This window comes from Sphingomonas sp. Leaf9, assembly GCF_001421355.1.
Classification (GTDB): domain Bacteria; phylum Pseudomonadota; class Alphaproteobacteria; order Sphingomonadales; family Sphingomonadaceae; genus Sphingomonas.
This window is the reverse complement of the sequence record NZ_LMKC01000001.1, coordinates 513,312-530,469: the sequence shown is the minus strand read 5'-3', so window position 1 is coordinate 530,469 and position 17,158 is coordinate 513,312. Positions and strand designations below refer to the sequence as shown.

Sequence of the window (17,158 nt, the reverse complement as noted above, 5' to 3'; positions counted from 1 at the left end):
CGAATTCGAGTAGCGTGCTGAGACGTCTTACCCGGCTTCCACGATGCGTGTTAACACGCGGAAATATATTTCAAGGGGGGTCTTACGGAGCCGCTAGCAACCGTTGACACTATACCCATCGCAAGGAGGATGTGATGGGTGATCTGTTCAGCGTTGCTGCTTTCAATGATCGTGGGCCGATCAAGTCTTGGTCGCAGATGGAGGGCGTAAACTCTCATAACTGCCGGCTTGTCCCTGAGCCGCACTGTGATCCGGCGATGCCGAAGCCGATTCACCTGCACGGGTCCGGCGACTTGGTCGCGGATGTGAGGGCGCTGCTCGTCCGTCACGGTGTTGATCCCGATCGCCTGCGCAAGAACGCGGCAATCGCTTATGAAGCGATCCTCACCGCATCCCACGACTTCTTCGATTGGACGCGCAACGGTACGGTCGGACCGTGGATTGCAAGGGCGTTCGAGTTTGCAAAGCGCATGTGGGGTGCCCATCGCGTTGCGTCGATTGTGCTGCACATCGACGAATACACGCCGCACATGCACGTTGTCGTCGTCCCGCTGGTGCAGCGGATCTTCAAGCGCCGACCGGCGCAAGGCATGACGTGGACGTTGAACGGACGATCGGTGGCAGGCCCCGGTGAGTTCCAGAAAGTTCATGACGAGTATGCTGAGGCTATGGCTTCCCTCGGATTGAAGCGGGGTCTGTCGGGGTCCAAGGCGAAGTATCGTCCCTACGCATCCGAACTCGCCGATCTCAATCAACAAAAGGCAGCAGCAGCGGCAGCCGAGGCAGAGGCGTATCGGGTTGCAGAGCAGCACCGGGAAGCTGACCGGCAGCGCCAAGCAGAATCAGCAGAAAAGGCTGCTGAACTGGACCGGCTGAAGGCGGCCTACGAAATTGAACGGCGGCAGATGTCTGAGGATCGGGATCGGGTCCGAAGGCAAGCTGCGTGGCTCAAGCGGGAGAAGGAGCGGATCGACGAGAAGCGGAAACTAACCGACGTGGCGCTGGAAGAGGCATCGGCCGAACGGTTGGCGATGGAGGAAGCACTGGATGCGCTGATGCCCACGATCAAAGCTGCGATCGCGTTCCGTACCGGCCTGCAGGGGCTGCCGGTCGCGAGGCTGCCAGCCGAAACAGCCGACGTGCTGCGGAATGTCGATCGGTTCGATCGCGCCGCCCGGCAGATCATGATCCCGGACAACGACCGCCTCTCGGAATACCATCGACAGCAGATGCTGCGCGTCCGCGAAGGCCGTTGATGGAGGAACCCTAACCGCCGCGCCGTGACCGGGCTTGGACGGCTACCCTGGCAGCCATGGTAGCCGCTACGAGTGAATGAATGGGCGCGCTTCGGCATTCCCGTTCGACCTCGGCAACGATTCCGTTCAAGTCTGACGCGGCGGCGAGGGGGGCGGCCTTGTCAATGCGCGCCATGTCCCACGCCGCCCAGTAGCCCGCGATCCAGTTTTCGGAAGCCACGCGGTTCTCAGCCTGTAGGGCGGTAACACACGTCACTGCGCCGACGCCGCGCATGTTCACCGTTGCCCCTGGGCCTTGCATCGCCATCGTCAGCAGCAGCACCGTCGCTATCATAACCACCACCTTCGCAATCTGCCCTCACGCTCCCCACTTAGCAGCTTTTTAGGGGGACGGCAGTGACGACAGGTATGCTGGCGATGGCGATAGGAAGCGCGGTCGGAACCGCGCTCGCTATGTGGCGGTGGCCCAACTTGTTCGACCCTGACAAGCGGACGTAGAACCGTTCAGTCGGCCAGAAAGGTCGTTCCAACCGGCAGGCCGAACCCGCGCCCGAACATACCCAGCAGGCGGTTCGTGCGCCGACTGTACGTATTGTAGGCATCGCTGGCCTGGACCAACGCATCCAGTTCGGCACGGGCCTGTACCGGATCCGGTGCCAGCAGGCGGGGAGCTATAGCTGCCGCCTTCTTCTGCCCCATAGTGACGTTGAACCGCTCGCCTAACCCGCGCCGGACTGCACCAGCCATGGCCCCGATCGGCGGAACGCCTGTCGCCATGCTAAGCCCGGTTTCGGCCAGCGCCTGCACGCCGAACGCAGGATCCAGCAACCGATCCGCCTGGGCGCGGCCTGCGGTCGGGGACCCCCCAATCGTCTCGTACTTGGTCAGCCCCATTTGCCTCTCCAGTTCACCCTGTCGGAGAAAGTTTGGGGTGCCTTCCGGGAATAGAGCCGACAGCTTGGCCTGGTCGTCGCTGCTGCCAGCAATCGCGGTGTACGGGTTGCCGGTGAACGACTGCTTTTCGATCCGCTCGGTAAGGCCGGTACTGTAGCCTTGGCCGAAACGCGATTGTTCTTCTGGCCCCAGCCGCGCCGTCATCGTGTTGAGGTCGTCGACCCCGACGCTAGGCCGCGTGGCGCTGTAGCCCGAAGTCAGAGCGTCCGCCTGCCGCGCGTAGCCCTGATAGGTCGAGCGGGCATCGCGATAGAACGGGTTGTACCGGTCCATTTCGGCCAGCAACTGGCTACGCACTCCGCTCTGCGCCCGGCCGGCTTCGTCGAGACTAAGCCGACCTGTGATCGGGTCGCGCTGGCTCTCCAGAATGTCGTCCATGCCGCGCTTGGCATAATCGAGCGTCTGCGTCGTGTAGCCTCGCTGCGTGGCGGCAGTGCCGGCGGCTGGGGCTGATCCTAGCGCGCGGTCGGCAATCTGCATCGCCTCGCGGGCCGCAACCAGCGTCTGCCGGGTCGCGTTCGTGTCGGCTCCCTTCATGCGCAGTGCAACCCGATGCGCTTCCTGTGCGGCGTCGAACGCCGAACGGGCTTCCGCCTGTCGCTGATACAGGTTGATCGGGATCGGGTTCAGGACCGGCTTGCCATCGGCGTCCAGGCTGAACCCCGCGCCGGTCGGGTCGCGGCGTTCGTTCGCGGCAATGGTGCGCGCCCGGCTGATCGCCTGCTGCCCGAAGGGGGTGTTCAGCACGGCATCGAGTTCGGGGGTCGACACAATCGGCGCGCCATAGCTCTGATCGTACAGCGGCGCGGATGCTGCCCGGCCGGCCCCCAGGATGCTGTCGCGTTCATCCCGCATGTTCACGGCTGGTCCGAAGTCGCGGCGGATGGCCTGAATTGCCCGGCCGCCTTCTCCCAGCGACCGGGGCGTCAATGCCTGTTCAGCGAAGGCGCGTGCATCTGGCGAACGGCGCACGGCACTGCCGGCCAGCGTGCGAAGCTGGGGCGAGGTGTCGGCAAGCGACATCGGAAGTCCCAATCGCTCCGCATCGTCCAGCGTCGAACGGATCAAATCAATGTTCGCGTTGGCGCTGCCGGCGATCGTACGGTCAACCGCAGCCGGTCGGACAGGCGGCGGGACAAACGGACGGTCGAACGCTGCAGCGACGCCTCGCCCGAACCGCTGACCGAACTGCCACCCCGCAACGCCCCGGAAAGCGGGGGCCAGAACACGCTGTCCGAACTGATTACCTGCCAGGGCGGCAGCACCGCCGACAGCCGCGCCGGTCAGGCGGTCCTTGTCGTTCGACGCGCCCCCGTAGAACGCGCCAAGGCCGGTGTCCGCAATGCCCGCCCCGAGCATCGGGCGCGACGGCAGAGCCGCCGCCCCAAGGCGTGATGCGCCCATGAAGGGCAGGATACTTCCGGCAACCTGCCCCGTCATGCGAAGACCCGGATTGACCCGCTCGTCAGCAGCACTCACGCCACGTTGGCGAATGAGATTGTCGGCGAACGTACCGCCGCCGGTCAGGGTGTTCATTGCTGCCGCGAACGGGTCGGCGAGGCCTACGCTGAATGTATCGGCGATGCCGCGCCCTACGGCATCCACACCGCCACCGAACGTGTCGCGCTGACGGTCCAGCGCCGACTGCGCGCCTGGCGTGACCTGCCCGGCTTCAATATCAACGGTCAGCGGCGGATACTCGCCGAACTGCGCGCGGTATGCCTCACGGTATGGCTCGCTGTTCGCGATCGTCTCCGACACCGGCACTTCCTTGCCGTTGTACGTCAGCCCGCCGCCCTTGATGAACGCGTACTTCCCGCCGTTTAGGCCGGCCGCGAAGTCGATCACGTTGTTGGGAGCGAACGACGTTGCCTGCGGGCCGATCGGAGCGGCACCGCTGCCCACGGTGTTCGTCATCCCCACAGGTGCCGGTCCCAGCGAACCGTCGAGGTTACGATATTGCCGCTTGGTGAAGTCCGCTTCGGCCTGCTGGTACGGAATGGCGGGGTGGCGACCGATCACATCCTGCGGCGCAAAACCGTTCCGTTCGGCAAGGTCAGTGTAATCTTGCCGCGTCTGGTTGTAGGCCCGCGAGAACTCAACACCGCGCCGCCGCATCGCTTCGGCGAGGTTGTGCCGTACTTCCGGGGGCAGCTTCTCGCCGCTGCGCAGCTTCTCGACAGCCGCTTCAAGGTTCTGCGCAAAGCTGCCGGTGTTCGACGCCAGCGCTAGCTCGCCCTCGCGAACAACCGAGCCGGGGTCCATGACCTTGCCGAAGGTGTAGATAAGGTCGAGGTCGTTCGCGCCCGTCGCCTTGGGGTTGTCAGCGATCCGCATCGCCCCGGCGATCATCGGCAACACCGTCTTGAAGTTCTGGACCTCCTTGCGGTCATCGAACTCCTTGCGCAGCACCGTCAGGTTGTCGAACCGGGTGTTACCCAGTTTCTGGGTTTCAATCTCGTTTGTGCGCCGCTGCTGGTCGATTTGCCGGTCTTCCCGGCGCCCAGCTCGATCCTCATTGGCGTTCGCCCGAGCGTCCTGCGCCTGCGCCCGCTGTTCGCGGCTGACCTCGAAAGGGTCGCGTTGCGTCGTGATCGTAGCCGGGGAGGGGGCACGACGCGCGCGTTGCGCTAGCCGGATCGCCTCACCGTTGCTGTCGACCTCCCACAGGTTGCCGGCTTCGTCCTCCATCAACCGCTGCTGCATCATCGTCTCCCCGCCGACCCGCGCCGGCCAAAGTATGGAACTCGCCCGTATCCGGGCAACGTGGTGTGGATGTGATCCCCTTCGTCGAGGAATCGGGCGTTGGGGCCGTAGTAAGTGCGGAGGGCGGCGATCGTTGTCCCGACGTGATCGACGCCATCGCCGCGCAGGTGGCTGCTGTTAGGGACACCACCGACCGCCCGGTTACCATCGACCGTCCTGCGCCCACTAGTTACCCGCCCCGGTGCGCCGAAGGGATCAGCGAAACGAAGCGCCCCCTTGCGAGGGCGCACCTCCCCGTGGCGGACGCAACTTGCCGACTGGCCGCGTAGGTGCTGGGTCGAGGTCGGGGCCAGCGCCGCCGCCCGGCATCATGCCCCCGCCAAGCGACCCACGCGGCACGAAGGTTTTCGTCGGGTTGCCCTGTGCGTCGAACCCATCGACCGCCGTGATCGGTCCAGCCGCGAAATTGCGCAGGTACTGGTCGGCGACCTCCGGTCCCAGTCGCTGTTTCAGGAACTCATAGTCGGCTGCCGTATCGTTGTTGATCGGCTTAGGGTGCTCGCGTTCCCAAATCTGCCGTTCCAGCCACTGCTGATTCTCCAACTGCCGTTCGCGTTCGCGGTCCTGCACCTGCCACTGGCGGGCCTGCGCCTGCGACTGCGCCTGTCGACGTGCGCCCACCAGTTCGGCTGCACCAGGCATGCCGCTCAGCATCATTAGGCTATCGCCGATGCTCGACAGGACGTCCCAGCCAGCACCACCCTTGCCGAAGAACTTCGGCCGCTGCTGACCAGCCGTTGGCTCGACATAGCCCCCTGGCGCGCCAGCCGCCCCGTTCTGGGCCGACGTCGGGTTGAAGCTGCCTATGAGCGGCGCGGGCGTGTCCGGCCCGACAGGTGCGCCGGGGCTGTAGGGCGGCGTCGTGAACGGCTGGCGGTTAAAGCCGAACGCCGCCGACGCCTGTTGCATGGGCTTTTGGCCGCCGAAGCCGCGAAACATCATGCCCATGGGGCTCTGCGGCACCACCGCCTGTTCGTTGGGATTGTAGAGTGCCGTGGCGCGCGGGCCGACAGCGAAGGAGGATAGGGGCAGGGTTCCGAACGGCATGTGGCTACCTCAGTGGACAGTCGGTGCGTAGGGGAGCGGCGGGAATGGTGATCCAATCTGGAGGTATTCGCTCAGCTTCGCCCAACCATCGGCGGTGTAGAGCATGTCCAACAGCTCAGCCGGCAGACGCTGCATGGCCTCCCACATCTCGTCTGCCGGGACCCGCCCGCCTAGATAAGCAGCAAGATCGAGAACCAGTTGCGTGGCGCAAAGGCGTTGGCATTCCCAATCCCACCGTGCGGCCGCGACGCTCTCCGCGCTCTGCTGAGTCCGAACAATCGGGGGTGGTGTTTCCTCACAATCGGGAATGACCATATCAATCATCATGCCGCCTGATCCTTGACCGCATCGCGAACCGCCGCCCGGCAGAACTCCGCAAAGGTCATGTTCGCACGGCGTGCGCGCTCATGGGCGGCTGCGAACAGGATCCCGTTCCCTCGGAAAGAGAATGTCTTGTCGTTCAGGATTTTCTGCATAGCATCCTCGCGCGTGAAAAGACGACGCACGGCGCTACCATGTGGCATGCCGTGGTTCAGGTCGTCGTTGTGCTGTTCGAGATACATGCGCCGCTCCGTTCCATTCTGAGGAAACGTGCTTTCACTGCTCTGCCAGCGAATGGGCGCGTGCCGATACTATGCCTAAATGTGTGACGATGGTCAACAAATCATGGTTCGGAACAGCGGAAAATGATCGTTCGCAGCGACACCGTTTCGGCACGGTTAGCGTCGACGCCGATTGATCCGTACCCCTTGTCGAGATCGGCTAGCTGCCTACCCTAGGTGACATGTGCAACCGCGCTCGATTCGCCGGCGAACCCGCCGATCTGTTCGGATCAGCCGCGAAGCTGTTCCCCGAACGCCCCCGCGACAACCGGTTCAATCCGCAAGAACTGCGTCCCAAGGGTCGCGCCTATGTCATCCGCGAGAAGGACGGCGAACGCGGCTGGGACATCATGTCGTGGGACGTGCTGGGCGGACAGGCACCATGGCCGATGACGAACGTCCGCAACCTGAAGCTGCCGCAGTGGCGCAAGCTGGCGGCTGACCCGGCGAACCGTTGCCTCGTGCCCCTCACCGAGTTCTGCGAATGGACTCCGGACAAGCACGACCTTGGCGACGGGAAGCCGGCGCTGAAAGGGGAGATGTGGTTCAGCGTGACCGACCAGCCGACGTTCGCCGCGGCTGGGTTCTGGCAGCAAACCGCTGACGGCGCGGGCTTCACGATGGTGACCTGCGATCCGAACGAGCTGGTCGCGCCGATTCACCCCAAGGCTATGATAACGATCCTGCGGCCGGAGGATTGCGATACGTGGCTGCGCGGCAGTTATGACGATGTAGTCGCGTTGCAGCAGCCCTATGATGCGGCAGCGATGACGGTGCGGGGGCCGGTATTTCCGACCCGATAGCGAGTATCTTATCCTTTCGGTGCTTAACAGGGGGTAGTGACTGGGAATGTCTATAGTTCAAAAGAATCTCGCAGCGTTCGATAACGATGATATCGTTGAAGCTCACCTTTCGAGGTCGATGTATACCGAAGCAAATGACTTTCTTCTTCGATCGTGTTTGCATGAAGTCGAAAATGAGATGGGGCAGGCTGTCGGTCTTGAGAAGTTGTCAAACTACGCGCCAGTTATGTGTGCTTTTGCAATCTTGGATCAAATGGGTTCGACTTACTCGGATAGTAGCAAACAGCCTTACCCCGATGTAAATGCGTCTGGCATCAAAAAAGCGCTTTACTATTGGGCAGGTTATCAGCCCAATGGCGCCGAAACTAAGGCGCTATACTCATTCAGAAACGGAATCTATCATGATGGGTCACTGACCAACAGAGACAATTCCGGACAGTGGTACATCTTCCGCTATAAGCCGGGGATGGGAAGTCCAGTAGCGCTTGCTAGCAAGCCATGGGACGGGACCGCTGCCGGATTGGGGCCAAGTACCCAGACGCTGATTGATGTCAGAGAACTTGTTGCACTCGCACGATCGGTGATTGACAGCGTGAGAGGCTGCTTTCTTAACCGGAGAGGGGATTTTTCGATCTCGAAAAGTAAAGAAGAGATACTCCACAAATACATATTCTGGGCGCCCCGAAAATAGAGTAAATTTCGGACTGTTAAGGTTCGTTGAGGATGCCAGCACTAAGCGCGGCCGCAATCTCGCGGACCCAGCGCGTCCTATCGTTCAATTCTTTGGACCGGGCGCCGTGTTTCAGGGCGTTGCTATTCCCGGGCTGCCCGCCGCTGCCGGGTGCGCCGCCGTGCATTCGACACCGGCGCTTGTCCCGCACCGCCGGGGATTGGCACTCCGTTCCCCGACGCGTCTTCGCCAAGCAGCGCGGGGCCTGATGCGCCTTGTGCATGGGGCCGTCCGTCGAATCGTGCATGGCCCATCCCTCCGTTGTAGTTCTCAATGAAAACGGCCTGGCCATCAGGACCGACATGCACATGCCGGACAGTCTGCTCGCGCGGCTGGTGAAGTTTGACGAGCGCCTCAAGCGTCGCACGGGACTGCGCCTGCGCTTTCATCCCCAGCCGCAGATACCGTTCGACGGCATCGGGGTAGTGGCCGAGGTTGGCGTGCGCCTTCCGTGCCATCTGGGTAAAAAGGGCGTCGAGGCTAAGCGCCTGGGCCGTGAGCAGTCGCGTGACCGTCGACATGTCCTGACCAGCGACCTCGGCCGACATGTCGCGCATCGCCTCCGCGAGGCCGGCCACGTCGGCGGTGACGCCTTGGAAGAGGTCCGACGAAGCTTTCGTCGCGAGGTAGCCGTGCCGGACCTCCGGCTCTAATTCGTTCCGGGCGGCGGTGTACTCCACGGTCTTGCCGGGAATCCTGGTCACCCCGACGTGAGCCTTCTTCGTGTCGGTCATTGATGGTCCTATTCGGTTGAGATTTGTCGAACAGAGAGGGCAAACCACCGCAGGCTGTGACGCATGTAACCGATGTAACCGGAAAATCCGTTCCTCCTGGTACGCGTGCGCGTGCGCGTGAATGGTGGAACAGGAAATTGAGTTACATCGGTTACACGCGTTACGCCTGTCAGTCCGCCCCGTGGTTGGCGACCGCCGCCGATGGCAGCTCGACGCCGGTGTAGATCTTCTGCGGGGACCCCAGCAGCCGCGACGACTTCGAAACCAGATTGCGCTTGCGCATGGCGGCGCCGAACGATTTGGCAGTCCCCGGCACCTCACCATGCGCCTTCGCGTAGGTTTCCCAATCGCCGTAGAGTTTGGTTGCCGCCTCGAACGCCCCGGGCCGGAGGACGCACCGTTCCTCGAACCACTGGCCGAACACGTCTTGATCGGCGAAATACTCGTTCGTAGCAGCCACGATCGCGCTGGGACGGTTGAGGCCGTCCTGCAGATACCGGCGGCATCCCGCGATCATCCACGCGAGGATTTGCGGCCATTCCGCCTTTAGCTTGGTTTCCAGTTCCCGGTCGGGGTTCGCGGGCTTGATGACGAACGGCGCGATGTTGAACCGCCGGCGCATCGCCTCGTCGACGTTGCGCAGTGCAGGCGCATGGTTGCCTGCAATCGTCAGTTTGAATTGCGGCCGGAACGTGAAGTTGTCTTGGCGCATGAAGCGGGCGGTGATCGGATCGCCGCCGGTCAGAGCTTTAATGCGGGCTTCCGCCCAAGCGCGGCCTTCTTCCGTCTCACTGGCCGTTACCAGTCGAGCGCCACGCAGCATCGCCAGTTCGGTGGAGTGACGATCGTTCCGCGACTCTGCGAACGTGTCCATGGCAGCCGTCGCCGCATAGTCGCCCATGATGCCGATAAGCGTGTTCAGGAAGACCGACTTACCGTTGCCGCCCGGGCCATAGATGAACAGCAGCGCATGGGCCGTCGTCAGCCCCGTGAGGCAGTATCCGCACCACAATTGCAGGAACAGGATCATCTCTTCGTCATCGGCCAGCGACGACCGCAGAAACTCCAACCAGACTTCGGGCCGGCCATGCGCCGGGGCCGCGCCCGTCAGCTTCGTAATGCGCTGCGTCCGATCCGGCTCGGACAGTTCGCCTGTGCGAAGATCGATCGTGCCTGAGGGCGTGCCGAGCAAATATGGGTCGGTGTCCCATGTCGTGCTGGTGACAGCGTGCGAACGATCTGCGCGGGCCATCTTCTCGACACCCGCTGCCGTCGCAGCGCGGCCAAGAGCGCGCACGCCATCGCCAAGTTGCCGAGCCAGCGCGCGCGCGAAGTCGAACGCCAGGTCGGTTTCGTCCATCTGCCAACGTGTCCCGTCCCACTGGAACCAGCGCCCAACATTGTGGTCATACAGCAGCGAACCGCCATGTTGGGCGGTGAACGCGAGGGCGATCGTGTCTTCCGACACTTCTGCACCATCGTTCGCGGCGACGCGCTTCTCGCGGTTGCCCTTGATAACGGCGGTTGGCGCAGTGCGCGGCTTCTTCATGCCCGCCTGCAACCCGCGATCGACCTTCGTCGTGATCGCCTCCAGCGTCCACGGATCGTCCGAGTTGCCCGACTGCATCGACAGCCCGGCACGGACCAGCTCGGCGGTTGCGGTTCGCAACGACAGTTCGCCTCCGCCAACCAGCGCGCCGATCTTGAGCGCCGCGTTGTTCAACGTGCCCTCCTGTGCGCCGGGCGATGCGACGGCGACGGCCACACATTCGCGATCCAGTGCACCGAGACCATAGGCGGTGTCGGTGTCGTATTTTGCGAGGGCGGTGGCCTTCGTGCCATGGTCGAATGCCGGTGTCGGCACCGGCGGGGCACCGGGTACTGCCTCAACCGGATCGGCGATCGGTTTGCGGTTGCGGACCAGCTCGACAAGATCGCTCGGCGCTTCGCTGGCGTCCTCTTCGGACGCCCACACGTAGGGCTTGCCCGATGGGTGCATCGACGGCGGGACGATTACGTAACCGCCTTCGCCCCGAACGTCCGCACCCGGCAGACCGGGAATGCCCCAGCCTTTCTGCGTGCGCTGCGCGTTGATAATCGGCAGTGCCGGGTCCCAACGAAAGTAGAGGTGATACCCCTTCCCCGTGGTTGCGCGTCGCGTCGACGGCAAGGGTATATCGCAAGCCGCTTCGAACGCTGCCGGGTCGTCAATATCGAGAACCCATGCCCCGATCGCGCTTCCGGTCGGAACCCCGATCATGGCGTTCGGCCACCTGTGCCACCAGCCGACAATGACTCGCGCGTCAGTCGTCGCATCCTTGAAACCGCGCGCAGTGAGCGGACGCTTCGTTTCAGGATTACAGGGAAAGACCGGTCGACCCTTAGCGGCATGTTCCAGCGCGGCATCGATGAGCGCGCTACTCATGCTTTCGGCGGCACCCATTACAGGTCCTCCTGGCCGGCGGCGGGTGTGTCGTGCACGACGACGTCGCACCCGCGCTCATAGCTGTTGATGTTCAGCGCCGATGCCGCCGAGGCCGCAGCTTCGACCGTCGCGAACGGACCATGATTGCCGCCCCAGCTACTGCCGCTGGCGCTCTCATGGCTGACCACGAACGCCCCGTCGCCATCGCTCATGACGTGGATCGTCCCCTTCGGTCCCGACCCCTCGCCCAGAAGGTGGCCGAGCGTCAGGCGGCCGTTGATGGTGGCGCGATGGGCGCGAACTGCTTCAGCAGCTCGGTCCCGTACCGCTTGAGACTGGCGATCAGCGAGCGAAATGATGTTGCTGGTCACTTCGCACCCCCCTCGCCGTTGAAGAAGGCGTCGGTCGTGACCGACGCCTCCCGTTCGCGTTTCGCCATCACGATCAGCATCCCACCGATCACAACGAGCAGCGCTGCGCCATCGATGTAGAGCCGGTCCTTATGATCGACGAGGAACCGCGCGAGGTTCTGCGCGGCGTTGAGCCAGACCCCGGACACGTCCCAATCGCTCGGCAGAACGACCTCGTCGGCCATCAGCATCAGCATTTCGCCAGCTTCGGGCGTGACGAGACCGCTCATGCGCCTTGCTCCCGATCGGTGATCTTCCAGACGATAGCCTTCGCGCCGCTGACGTTCCGGCGACGCATACCCGTGTCGGTAATCACCCGCCTGTCGCGCAGCTCGGTGAACCGCGGCTGGAGGCTGTAGCGGGGATATTCCGCGATGGTGCACGTCTCGTCGACAGTCAGACCCTGCGGATTCGCATGGAGCGTCCGGTAGACGATCGCACGCAAGCGTTCGGACGCCTGCACAATACCGTTGTAGGCGGCGGTGCTGGTGTCGGTTTTGCGGCGGCTCATTCTTCACCTCCGTCCACCGGCAGCGACAAGCGATGCGCTGCCAGCACTTCGGCGACGAATTCGCGTTGTTTGTTGGTCAAGGGCTTCGGCTCCACCAAACATTCGGCAGAGAAAGGACTTCCCTCCGGGCTGAAGCGGATGTCACGCAGCAGAACAAAGGTCTGCCTGGCGTCGGCCTGACTGTGATCAGCCATGCGACATCTCCCAAACGAGAGTGGCGATGAGATTTGCACGCGATCCGATGATCCCGATCGCCGACAGGCGTTGCAGGCGGAGAACCGCTGCGCTATCTACGATCCTGCTGACGTGATGAAGATTCTGGAGGGGCTGGACTGTGGCGGTCCGGCCCTTCCTCTTATTCGGCTGCGGCGCCGGTGCCGATGCTGTGGGCATCGATCACGCGGCGGCCGGCTGCGATGTAGACGTCGCGCGGTGCTTGGCGATCCAGGCTGCAATGTCGGCGGGGTCATAAACGACGCGGCGTCCTGCACGCACGAATGCCGGGCCCACACCCATGCACCGCCAATTCTCTGCCGTCTTCGGCGTGACCCCGAAGAGCGGGGCGGCCTCCACGGTCGTCAACAGTTTCTGCATCTAGCGTCTCCACGCCACCCGGCGGAGTGCCGGGGGCAGGAGGGAATTTGGAAGTGTACGAATTCGCCGACTATTTCGCTGTAATTCGCCGTAATTCGCCGTGGCGAATTCCTAGATCGCCGCCCGCGAATTTGCTCCCGAAGTCGGTGCGTCTCCATAAGCTGCCGTCCATGTCTCGGCGTGAAGGGCGCGAACGCGAGTGCGCGGGATCCGGCTTAGAGGAAAGACCTCTTTGATGGCCTTGCGCGTCGGTTCAACGCCTAATCGATCAGCGACACACCTCTCCACTATGCTCTGAATGTCTGCTGTAGTGACGGGCTTCGCGGGCGCTTGAACCGAAGCGTCAACCAATGGCCCGTCATGAGCTGCTGCCGCAACCGTCGCCGTCGCGGCCGGGGCCGTAGCTGCATTTGCGACTTGCAGCAGCGCGTCTGCCGTTCTCCCTACTACGTCTTGAACTGATGTAGAGGTCTCTTCGAATGTGGTTCGTCTAAGGATCTCCGCGATACAGCTGTTCGTCGCATAGATTTTCAGGTCGAACGATCGATTGAACAGGACAAGACTGTCAGGGTCGGTAGGCGGAACCGCAGTCGGGTATCGGAAACTGAACGCGCCCCGGAGGAACCGTGCCCGTACAGTATCAAACTGGCAGGCCCAGACGTCAGCGGCCAGCGTCTCCCTACGACCGGTATCCGGGTGAAAGGCGCAAAATACCAGATCACCGGCTGCTGCGCGGCGGTGCATGAAGGTGAAGACAATCTTCCGCCGACGTGCCGCCTGGTCCCAAAGCAGACGTTCGTGTTCGGCTTTGTCGAAAGCCGCGCACCACTGGGCGAATGTCACTGGAACATCGCGAGGGTCCGGCGCACCGACCAGCTCCGCTGCGTAAGCAGCGTTCCGATTGTAAGCGACAAAATCTGCCACTTGGTCCTCAACCAACGGAGGCGAACCGGGCGCGGTGGGGGGAATGGCGCTGGTACGCCCAAGTTTGACCGACGTTTTGTATAGGGGCGTCTCTACCGTTGCATAGACTTCGGCGGGCTTCGGCAGCACCGGCGGCTTACAAAGTTCACGCTCACGGCCTGTCCACTCGGCCCCGTAAATCTTTTTCCCGAGTGTCTCGAAGATCTCGGGCACAGCACGCAGCTCTGGCACCGGACAGTACCAGCTGTCGGGTTTGTCCCAGTCAATCATATCGCCCTCCGCAGAGCGTCCGCAGGATGGAAGGGGCGGCAGGCCGGGCGGAAACCGGCTCTTCGGGAGCTACCCTAGCCGCCCCAGCATCACGCCCGCCTTGCGGCGAGCGCGATTACGTTGGTCTCGTCTGTTTCGGTGAGGATCCGTTCAATGTGTGATGTCCAAGCGTCCAGTGCAGCGCGCTTCTCGTCGGCCCACTCGTGCCGCTGGTACACACCAGCGACGCCGGATCGCGCGCCGGACAGGTGATTGAGTACCGCTTCAGTCACTTCGAACCTGACGCCCAGTCGCTGGAACCCGGTCGCTAGCGTACGGCGTAAGTCATGCAGTCGCCACTCAGCGATTGGTTCGCCGCCGTCCGCCTGTAGTAGCGCGTCGATCTTCCTCTTGCCTCTGGAATGCGCCGTGAACGGGCCGCCGGACGTCGTCGTGAACACCAGTCCTTTTCGAGGCCATTTGTCCGCCTTGGCGATCGTGTCGATCGTCTCAATCGCCAGTCGGCTAAGCGGCACGTGGTGGGGCTCGCCGTTTTTGGTTCGCTCACCGGGAATGCGCCACATCGCCTTCGCACGGTCCAATTCTATCCATGCCATGCCAGTCACCTCCTCACGGCGCTGACCGGTCGCGATCAGCAGGCGGACTATCGACCCGAAGCAACGATGGCAGGCGGGGGCGGCATTCCAGACCCGCACCAGCTCGTCGTCGGAAAGCCACCGGTCGCGCGCTTTAACGGCTGGGGGCGTTTCCATGCCTTCCATGGGCGATCGTTCCAGATCGCCGCGGCTGATCGCCCATCGGAAGAGGCGGCGCAGAACAGCGAAGGTATTGCGCCGGTTCGCCTGCTGATCGGCTGGCATGGCGTCGAACACCGCGACTATATCGGCTTTCGTGATTGCCGGAAGCGCCTTGCTGGCAAGCACCGGCTTGACGTGGAGGCGCAGGCAGCGCCCGACCAGCGCGCGCCAGCCGTCGCCCTTACAAGCGGCGTGGAAGCGATCGGCATAGGCAGAGAAGGCGAAGTTGACCGCATCGTCGCGGCGCTTCCGGTCGGCTTCGCTGGGATCGATCCCCCGCGCCACGAGCGTCAGTAGGCGTTCAGCCTCTGTGCGCGCCGTGGCAGGCGTCCACGGCGAGCCGTGCGCGCCAATCGAGTAGCGTTGTGTCTTCGCCTCGCGTCCGCCCATCCGGTATTGCAGGACATATGACAGCGCCCCGGCTGGCGTCAGCTTCACGCCGAACCCCTTCAAGTCATCGTCCCATAGGAACGTCCTCGCAGGGCCGGGCCTGAGAGCGTCAACGCTCCGCTTTGTCACCTTGCCTGTCGCCACGTCCCTGCCTCCGTTGGCAATCACCCGGCAATCACGCTAGCGGGAATGTAGGAGAACGGCAAGGGAACAGCGGGAAGTCAGATACCTGCTCTCTCCAGAGGGGCGGAGCGTTTTAGGAGGGCATTAGACTCGGACGTACCTGAAATACCAGACCTCGTGCCCCTGCCGCCGGGCCTTGCGCTCATAGCGGGTTTCGGGCCAGTCGGCGGGTCGGGTGAGGAAGTCGGCGGCGGTCTGCGCCTGCCACACGAAGTCGCGGCGCTGGTCCATGATCATCATTGCCCAGCGGCAATAGGTCGGGTCGTCGGTGCCGAGGCGGAACTCGCCGCCCGGCCGCAGCTTCTGTGCGATCAGGTCCATCGGGCCGTGGTTCATCATCCGCCGCTTGGCATGGCGCGCCTTGGGCCACGGATCGGGGTGGAGCAGATAGACCCGCTCCAGCGCGCCATCGGGGAAGCGTTCGATCACCTCCAGCGCGTCGCCCATATGCAGGCGGACGTTGGCAAGTCCGTCGTCGCGGATGTGATTCAGCGCGCCGACCACGCCGTTCAGGAACGGTTCGCAGCCTATGAAGCCGTGGTGCGGCCGCGCGCCGGCCTGTCCCGCCAGATGCTCGCCCGCGCCGAAGCCGATCTCCACCTCGACCGGGCGGTCGTCGCCGAACAGGACCTGCGCGGTGAGCGGGCCGGTATCGGGGACCGAGACGCGCGGCAACAGGTCCTCGACCAGGGCAGCCTGCCCCAGGCGCAGCTTGTGGCCCTGACGACGGCCATAGAGGCGGCGGATGGTGGTGGGATCGTTCATCGCCGCGCTCCTACCCGCCAAGCCGCCATGTCGACAAGTCGTGTCGGTGGGCCGTGCGGACGGGGAGCTTCCTCGATCCCCACGGGTTGGAGGGCGATGGGCAAGAAGAAGCAGGCGAAGCGCGAGGCAAGGCACAAGGCGAAGCAGCTGGTCGATGCCGATATCGATGTCGGGCACGGCGTGGCTGCCGAGTTGCGCCATCATCCGGTGGTACAGGTGGCCGGCGCGCTGAGCGAAGTGGCCGACCAGCCGCCGATGGTCGCGATCAACCTGACCACCATCGCCGCCGGGCTGATTGCGCAGGATGCCCGGCTGACGCGGACGGGCGTCCGCATGCTGGCGGCGCACGGCCTCGCCACGCTGGTCAAGGCGGCGATCAAGCATAATGTCGACCGGGCACGGCCCAAGCTGTTCGCCAGTCGCGAGGCGCATCGCCCGACGCCGGGCGACCGGGACGAGGGGCCGCAAAACTCCTTTCCCTCCGGCCATACCGCCGGTGCCGTCGCGGTCGCGCGGGCGGTGGCGCGCGAATATCCGGGCGCGGCGGTGCCGGTACAGGCGGCGGCGGCCGGCATCGCCGCGATCCAGGTGCCGCGCGGTACCCACTTCCCGATCGACGTCGCGGTGGGGGCGCTGATCGGCTGGGCGGCGGAGGCGATCGTCGCGCGGGTGCTGCCGGCGGCGGAGCGCCCATCGTCACCCCGGCCTTGAGCCGGGGTCCCGCTTTCTTGCGGCGCTGAGAAGAAGCGGGACCCCGGGTCAGGCCCGGGGTGACGATCTTGGGAAATGGCTCGATCCGTGCGGCGTTGCCGGCCAATCGGGGCTGGAAAGAATATCGTTAGTAAACAGTGTATTGTCTGAAACCCGCCGGCCAAAGTTCACAAAGTTCACACTTGCCACGTTTTGCGCCCCGCCCTTTGGAGCCTGATGACCTCCAGGCTCAATCGTTCGTCCTGAGTAGCCACTGAGCTTGTCGAAGGGGCGTATCGAAGGACCG

Annotated in this window: 20 protein-coding genes; 5 read left to right on the top strand and 15 right to left on the bottom strand. The window is 63.7% G+C overall.

Annotated elements, in window-relative coordinates:
• Nucleotides 1-134: 134 nt before the first annotated feature.
• Nucleotides 135-1,256, top strand: coding sequence for a plasmid recombination protein (locus ASE58_RS02540; RefSeq protein ID WP_055817586.1), 1,122 nt, complete (start codon nt 135-137; stop codon nt 1,254-1,256).
• Between the two features lie 504 nt (nt 1,257-1,760).
• On the opposite strand, the gene ASE58_RS02530 is transcribed toward ASE58_RS02540, so the two are convergent.
• From ASE58_RS02530 to ASE58_RS02515, 5 genes are read right to left on the bottom strand one after another with little or no spacing between them, the layout of a single operon-like run.
• Nucleotides 1,761-4,916: a hypothetical protein gene (locus ASE58_RS02530; RefSeq protein WP_055817583.1), complete on the bottom strand. Its 3,156-nt coding sequence runs from the start codon at nt 4,914-4,916 to the stop codon at nt 1,761-1,763.
• On the bottom strand, nt 4,916-5,206 hold the full coding sequence (locus ASE58_RS18525) for a D-Ala-D-Ala carboxypeptidase family metallohydrolase (RefSeq protein WP_200909281.1): 291 nt from the start codon (nt 5,204-5,206) through the stop codon (nt 4,916-4,918). Before ASE58_RS18525 ends, ASE58_RS02530 begins: the two co-directional genes overlap by 1 nt.
• On the bottom strand, nt 5,172-6,023 hold the full coding sequence (locus tag ASE58_RS02525; RefSeq protein WP_156347572.1) for a hypothetical protein: 852 nt from the start codon (nt 6,021-6,023) through the stop codon (nt 5,172-5,174). Before ASE58_RS02525 ends, ASE58_RS18525 begins: the two co-directional genes overlap by 35 nt.
• A 9-nt stretch (nt 6,024-6,032) precedes the next feature.
• A complete protein-coding gene (locus tag ASE58_RS02520) occupies nt 6,033-6,350 on the bottom strand; it encodes a hypothetical protein (RefSeq protein WP_055894729.1) in 318 nt (105 codons plus the stop codon).
• Nucleotides 6,347-6,586 (bottom strand): hypothetical protein, encoded by a 240-nt coding sequence (locus ASE58_RS02515; protein WP_055817577.1) that lies wholly within the window; start codon nt 6,584-6,586, stop codon nt 6,347-6,349. Before ASE58_RS02515 ends, ASE58_RS02520 begins: the two co-directional genes overlap by 4 nt.
• A 221-nt stretch (nt 6,587-6,807) precedes the next feature.
• Here ASE58_RS02515 and ASE58_RS02510 point away from each other — a divergent pair, with 221 nt between their 5' ends.
• Nucleotides 6,808-7,428 carry an SOS response-associated peptidase family protein gene (locus ASE58_RS02510; RefSeq protein ID WP_055817574.1) on the top strand — a complete coding sequence of 207 codons (621 nt, stop codon included), beginning with the start codon at nt 6,808-6,810 and terminating at the stop codon, nt 7,426-7,428.
• Nucleotides 7,429-7,546: 118 nt separating this feature from the next.
• The gene (locus ASE58_RS17770) at nt 7,547-8,119 is read left to right on the top strand and encodes a hypothetical protein (RefSeq protein ID WP_156347571.1); all 573 of its coding nucleotides are present in this window, start codon (nt 7,547-7,549) and stop codon (nt 8,117-8,119) included.
• A 16-nt stretch (nt 8,120-8,135) separates the two neighbouring features.
• Here the strand turns inward: ASE58_RS17770 and ASE58_RS18520 are convergent, their stop codons facing one another.
• Entirely contained in the window at nt 8,136-8,381 is a 246-nt protein-coding gene (locus ASE58_RS18520) for an HGGxSTG domain-containing protein (protein WP_082467628.1), read from the bottom strand.
• A 22-nt stretch (nt 8,382-8,403) separates the two neighbouring features.
• On the opposite strand from ASE58_RS18520, the gene ASE58_RS18515 reads away from it, so the two are divergent.
• Nucleotides 8,404-8,811 carry a hypothetical protein gene (locus ASE58_RS18515; protein WP_082467561.1) on the top strand — a complete coding sequence of 136 codons (408 nt, stop codon included), beginning with the start codon at nt 8,404-8,406 and terminating at the stop codon, nt 8,809-8,811.
• 250 nt (nt 8,812-9,061) lie between these two features.
• Here ASE58_RS18515 and ASE58_RS17390 read toward each other — a convergent pair whose 3' ends face one another.
• From ASE58_RS17390 to trmB, 9 genes are all read right to left on the bottom strand, one after another.
• A complete protein-coding gene (locus tag ASE58_RS17390) occupies nt 9,062-11,335 on the bottom strand; it encodes a phage/plasmid primase, P4 family (protein WP_082467559.1) in 2,274 nt (757 codons plus the stop codon).
• The gene (locus ASE58_RS17760; protein ID WP_156347570.1) at nt 11,335-11,688 is read right to left on the bottom strand and encodes a hypothetical protein; all 354 of its coding nucleotides are present in this window, start codon (nt 11,686-11,688) and stop codon (nt 11,335-11,337) included. Before ASE58_RS17760 ends, ASE58_RS17390 begins: the two co-directional genes overlap by 1 nt.
• Nucleotides 11,685-11,957 (bottom strand): hypothetical protein, encoded by a 273-nt coding sequence (locus ASE58_RS02490; protein ID WP_055817569.1) that lies wholly within the window; start codon nt 11,955-11,957, stop codon nt 11,685-11,687. The genes ASE58_RS17760 and ASE58_RS02490 overlap by 4 nt, the downstream gene beginning before the upstream one ends.
• Nucleotides 11,954-12,238, bottom strand: coding sequence for a hypothetical protein (locus ASE58_RS02485; protein ID WP_055817566.1), 285 nt, complete (start codon nt 12,236-12,238; stop codon nt 11,954-11,956). Before ASE58_RS02485 ends, ASE58_RS02490 begins: the two co-directional genes overlap by 4 nt.
• A complete protein-coding gene (locus ASE58_RS17755) occupies nt 12,235-12,432 on the bottom strand; it encodes a hypothetical protein (RefSeq protein ID WP_156347569.1) in 198 nt (65 codons plus the stop codon). The genes ASE58_RS02485 and ASE58_RS17755 overlap by 4 nt, the downstream gene beginning before the upstream one ends.
• A 202-nt stretch (nt 12,433-12,634) precedes the next feature.
• Nucleotides 12,635-12,832 (bottom strand): helix-turn-helix domain-containing protein, encoded by a 198-nt coding sequence (locus ASE58_RS17385; RefSeq protein WP_082467557.1) that lies wholly within the window; start codon nt 12,830-12,832, stop codon nt 12,635-12,637.
• A gap of 111 nt (nt 12,833-12,943) precedes the next feature.
• Nucleotides 12,944-14,026 carry a hypothetical protein gene (locus ASE58_RS17750; protein WP_156347568.1) on the bottom strand — a complete coding sequence of 361 codons (1,083 nt, stop codon included), beginning with the start codon at nt 14,024-14,026 and terminating at the stop codon, nt 12,944-12,946.
• Between the two features lie 89 nt (nt 14,027-14,115).
• Nucleotides 14,116-15,342 (bottom strand): tyrosine-type recombinase/integrase, encoded by a 1,227-nt coding sequence (locus ASE58_RS02480; protein WP_235513486.1) that lies wholly within the window; start codon nt 15,340-15,342, stop codon nt 14,116-14,118.
• Between the two features lie 138 nt (nt 15,343-15,480).
• Nucleotides 15,481-16,161, bottom strand: a complete 681-nt coding sequence (gene trmB, locus ASE58_RS02475) for a tRNA (guanosine(46)-N7)-methyltransferase TrmB (protein WP_055817564.1) — start codon at nt 16,159-16,161, stop codon at nt 15,481-15,483.
• Nucleotides 16,162-16,257: 96 nt separating this feature from the next.
• Between trmB and ASE58_RS02470 the strand changes: the two genes are divergently transcribed.
• Nucleotides 16,258-16,872 (top strand): phosphatase PAP2 family protein, encoded by a 615-nt coding sequence (locus ASE58_RS02470; RefSeq protein WP_055817562.1) that lies wholly within the window; start codon nt 16,258-16,260, stop codon nt 16,870-16,872.
• Nucleotides 16,873-17,158 lie beyond the last annotated feature (286 nt).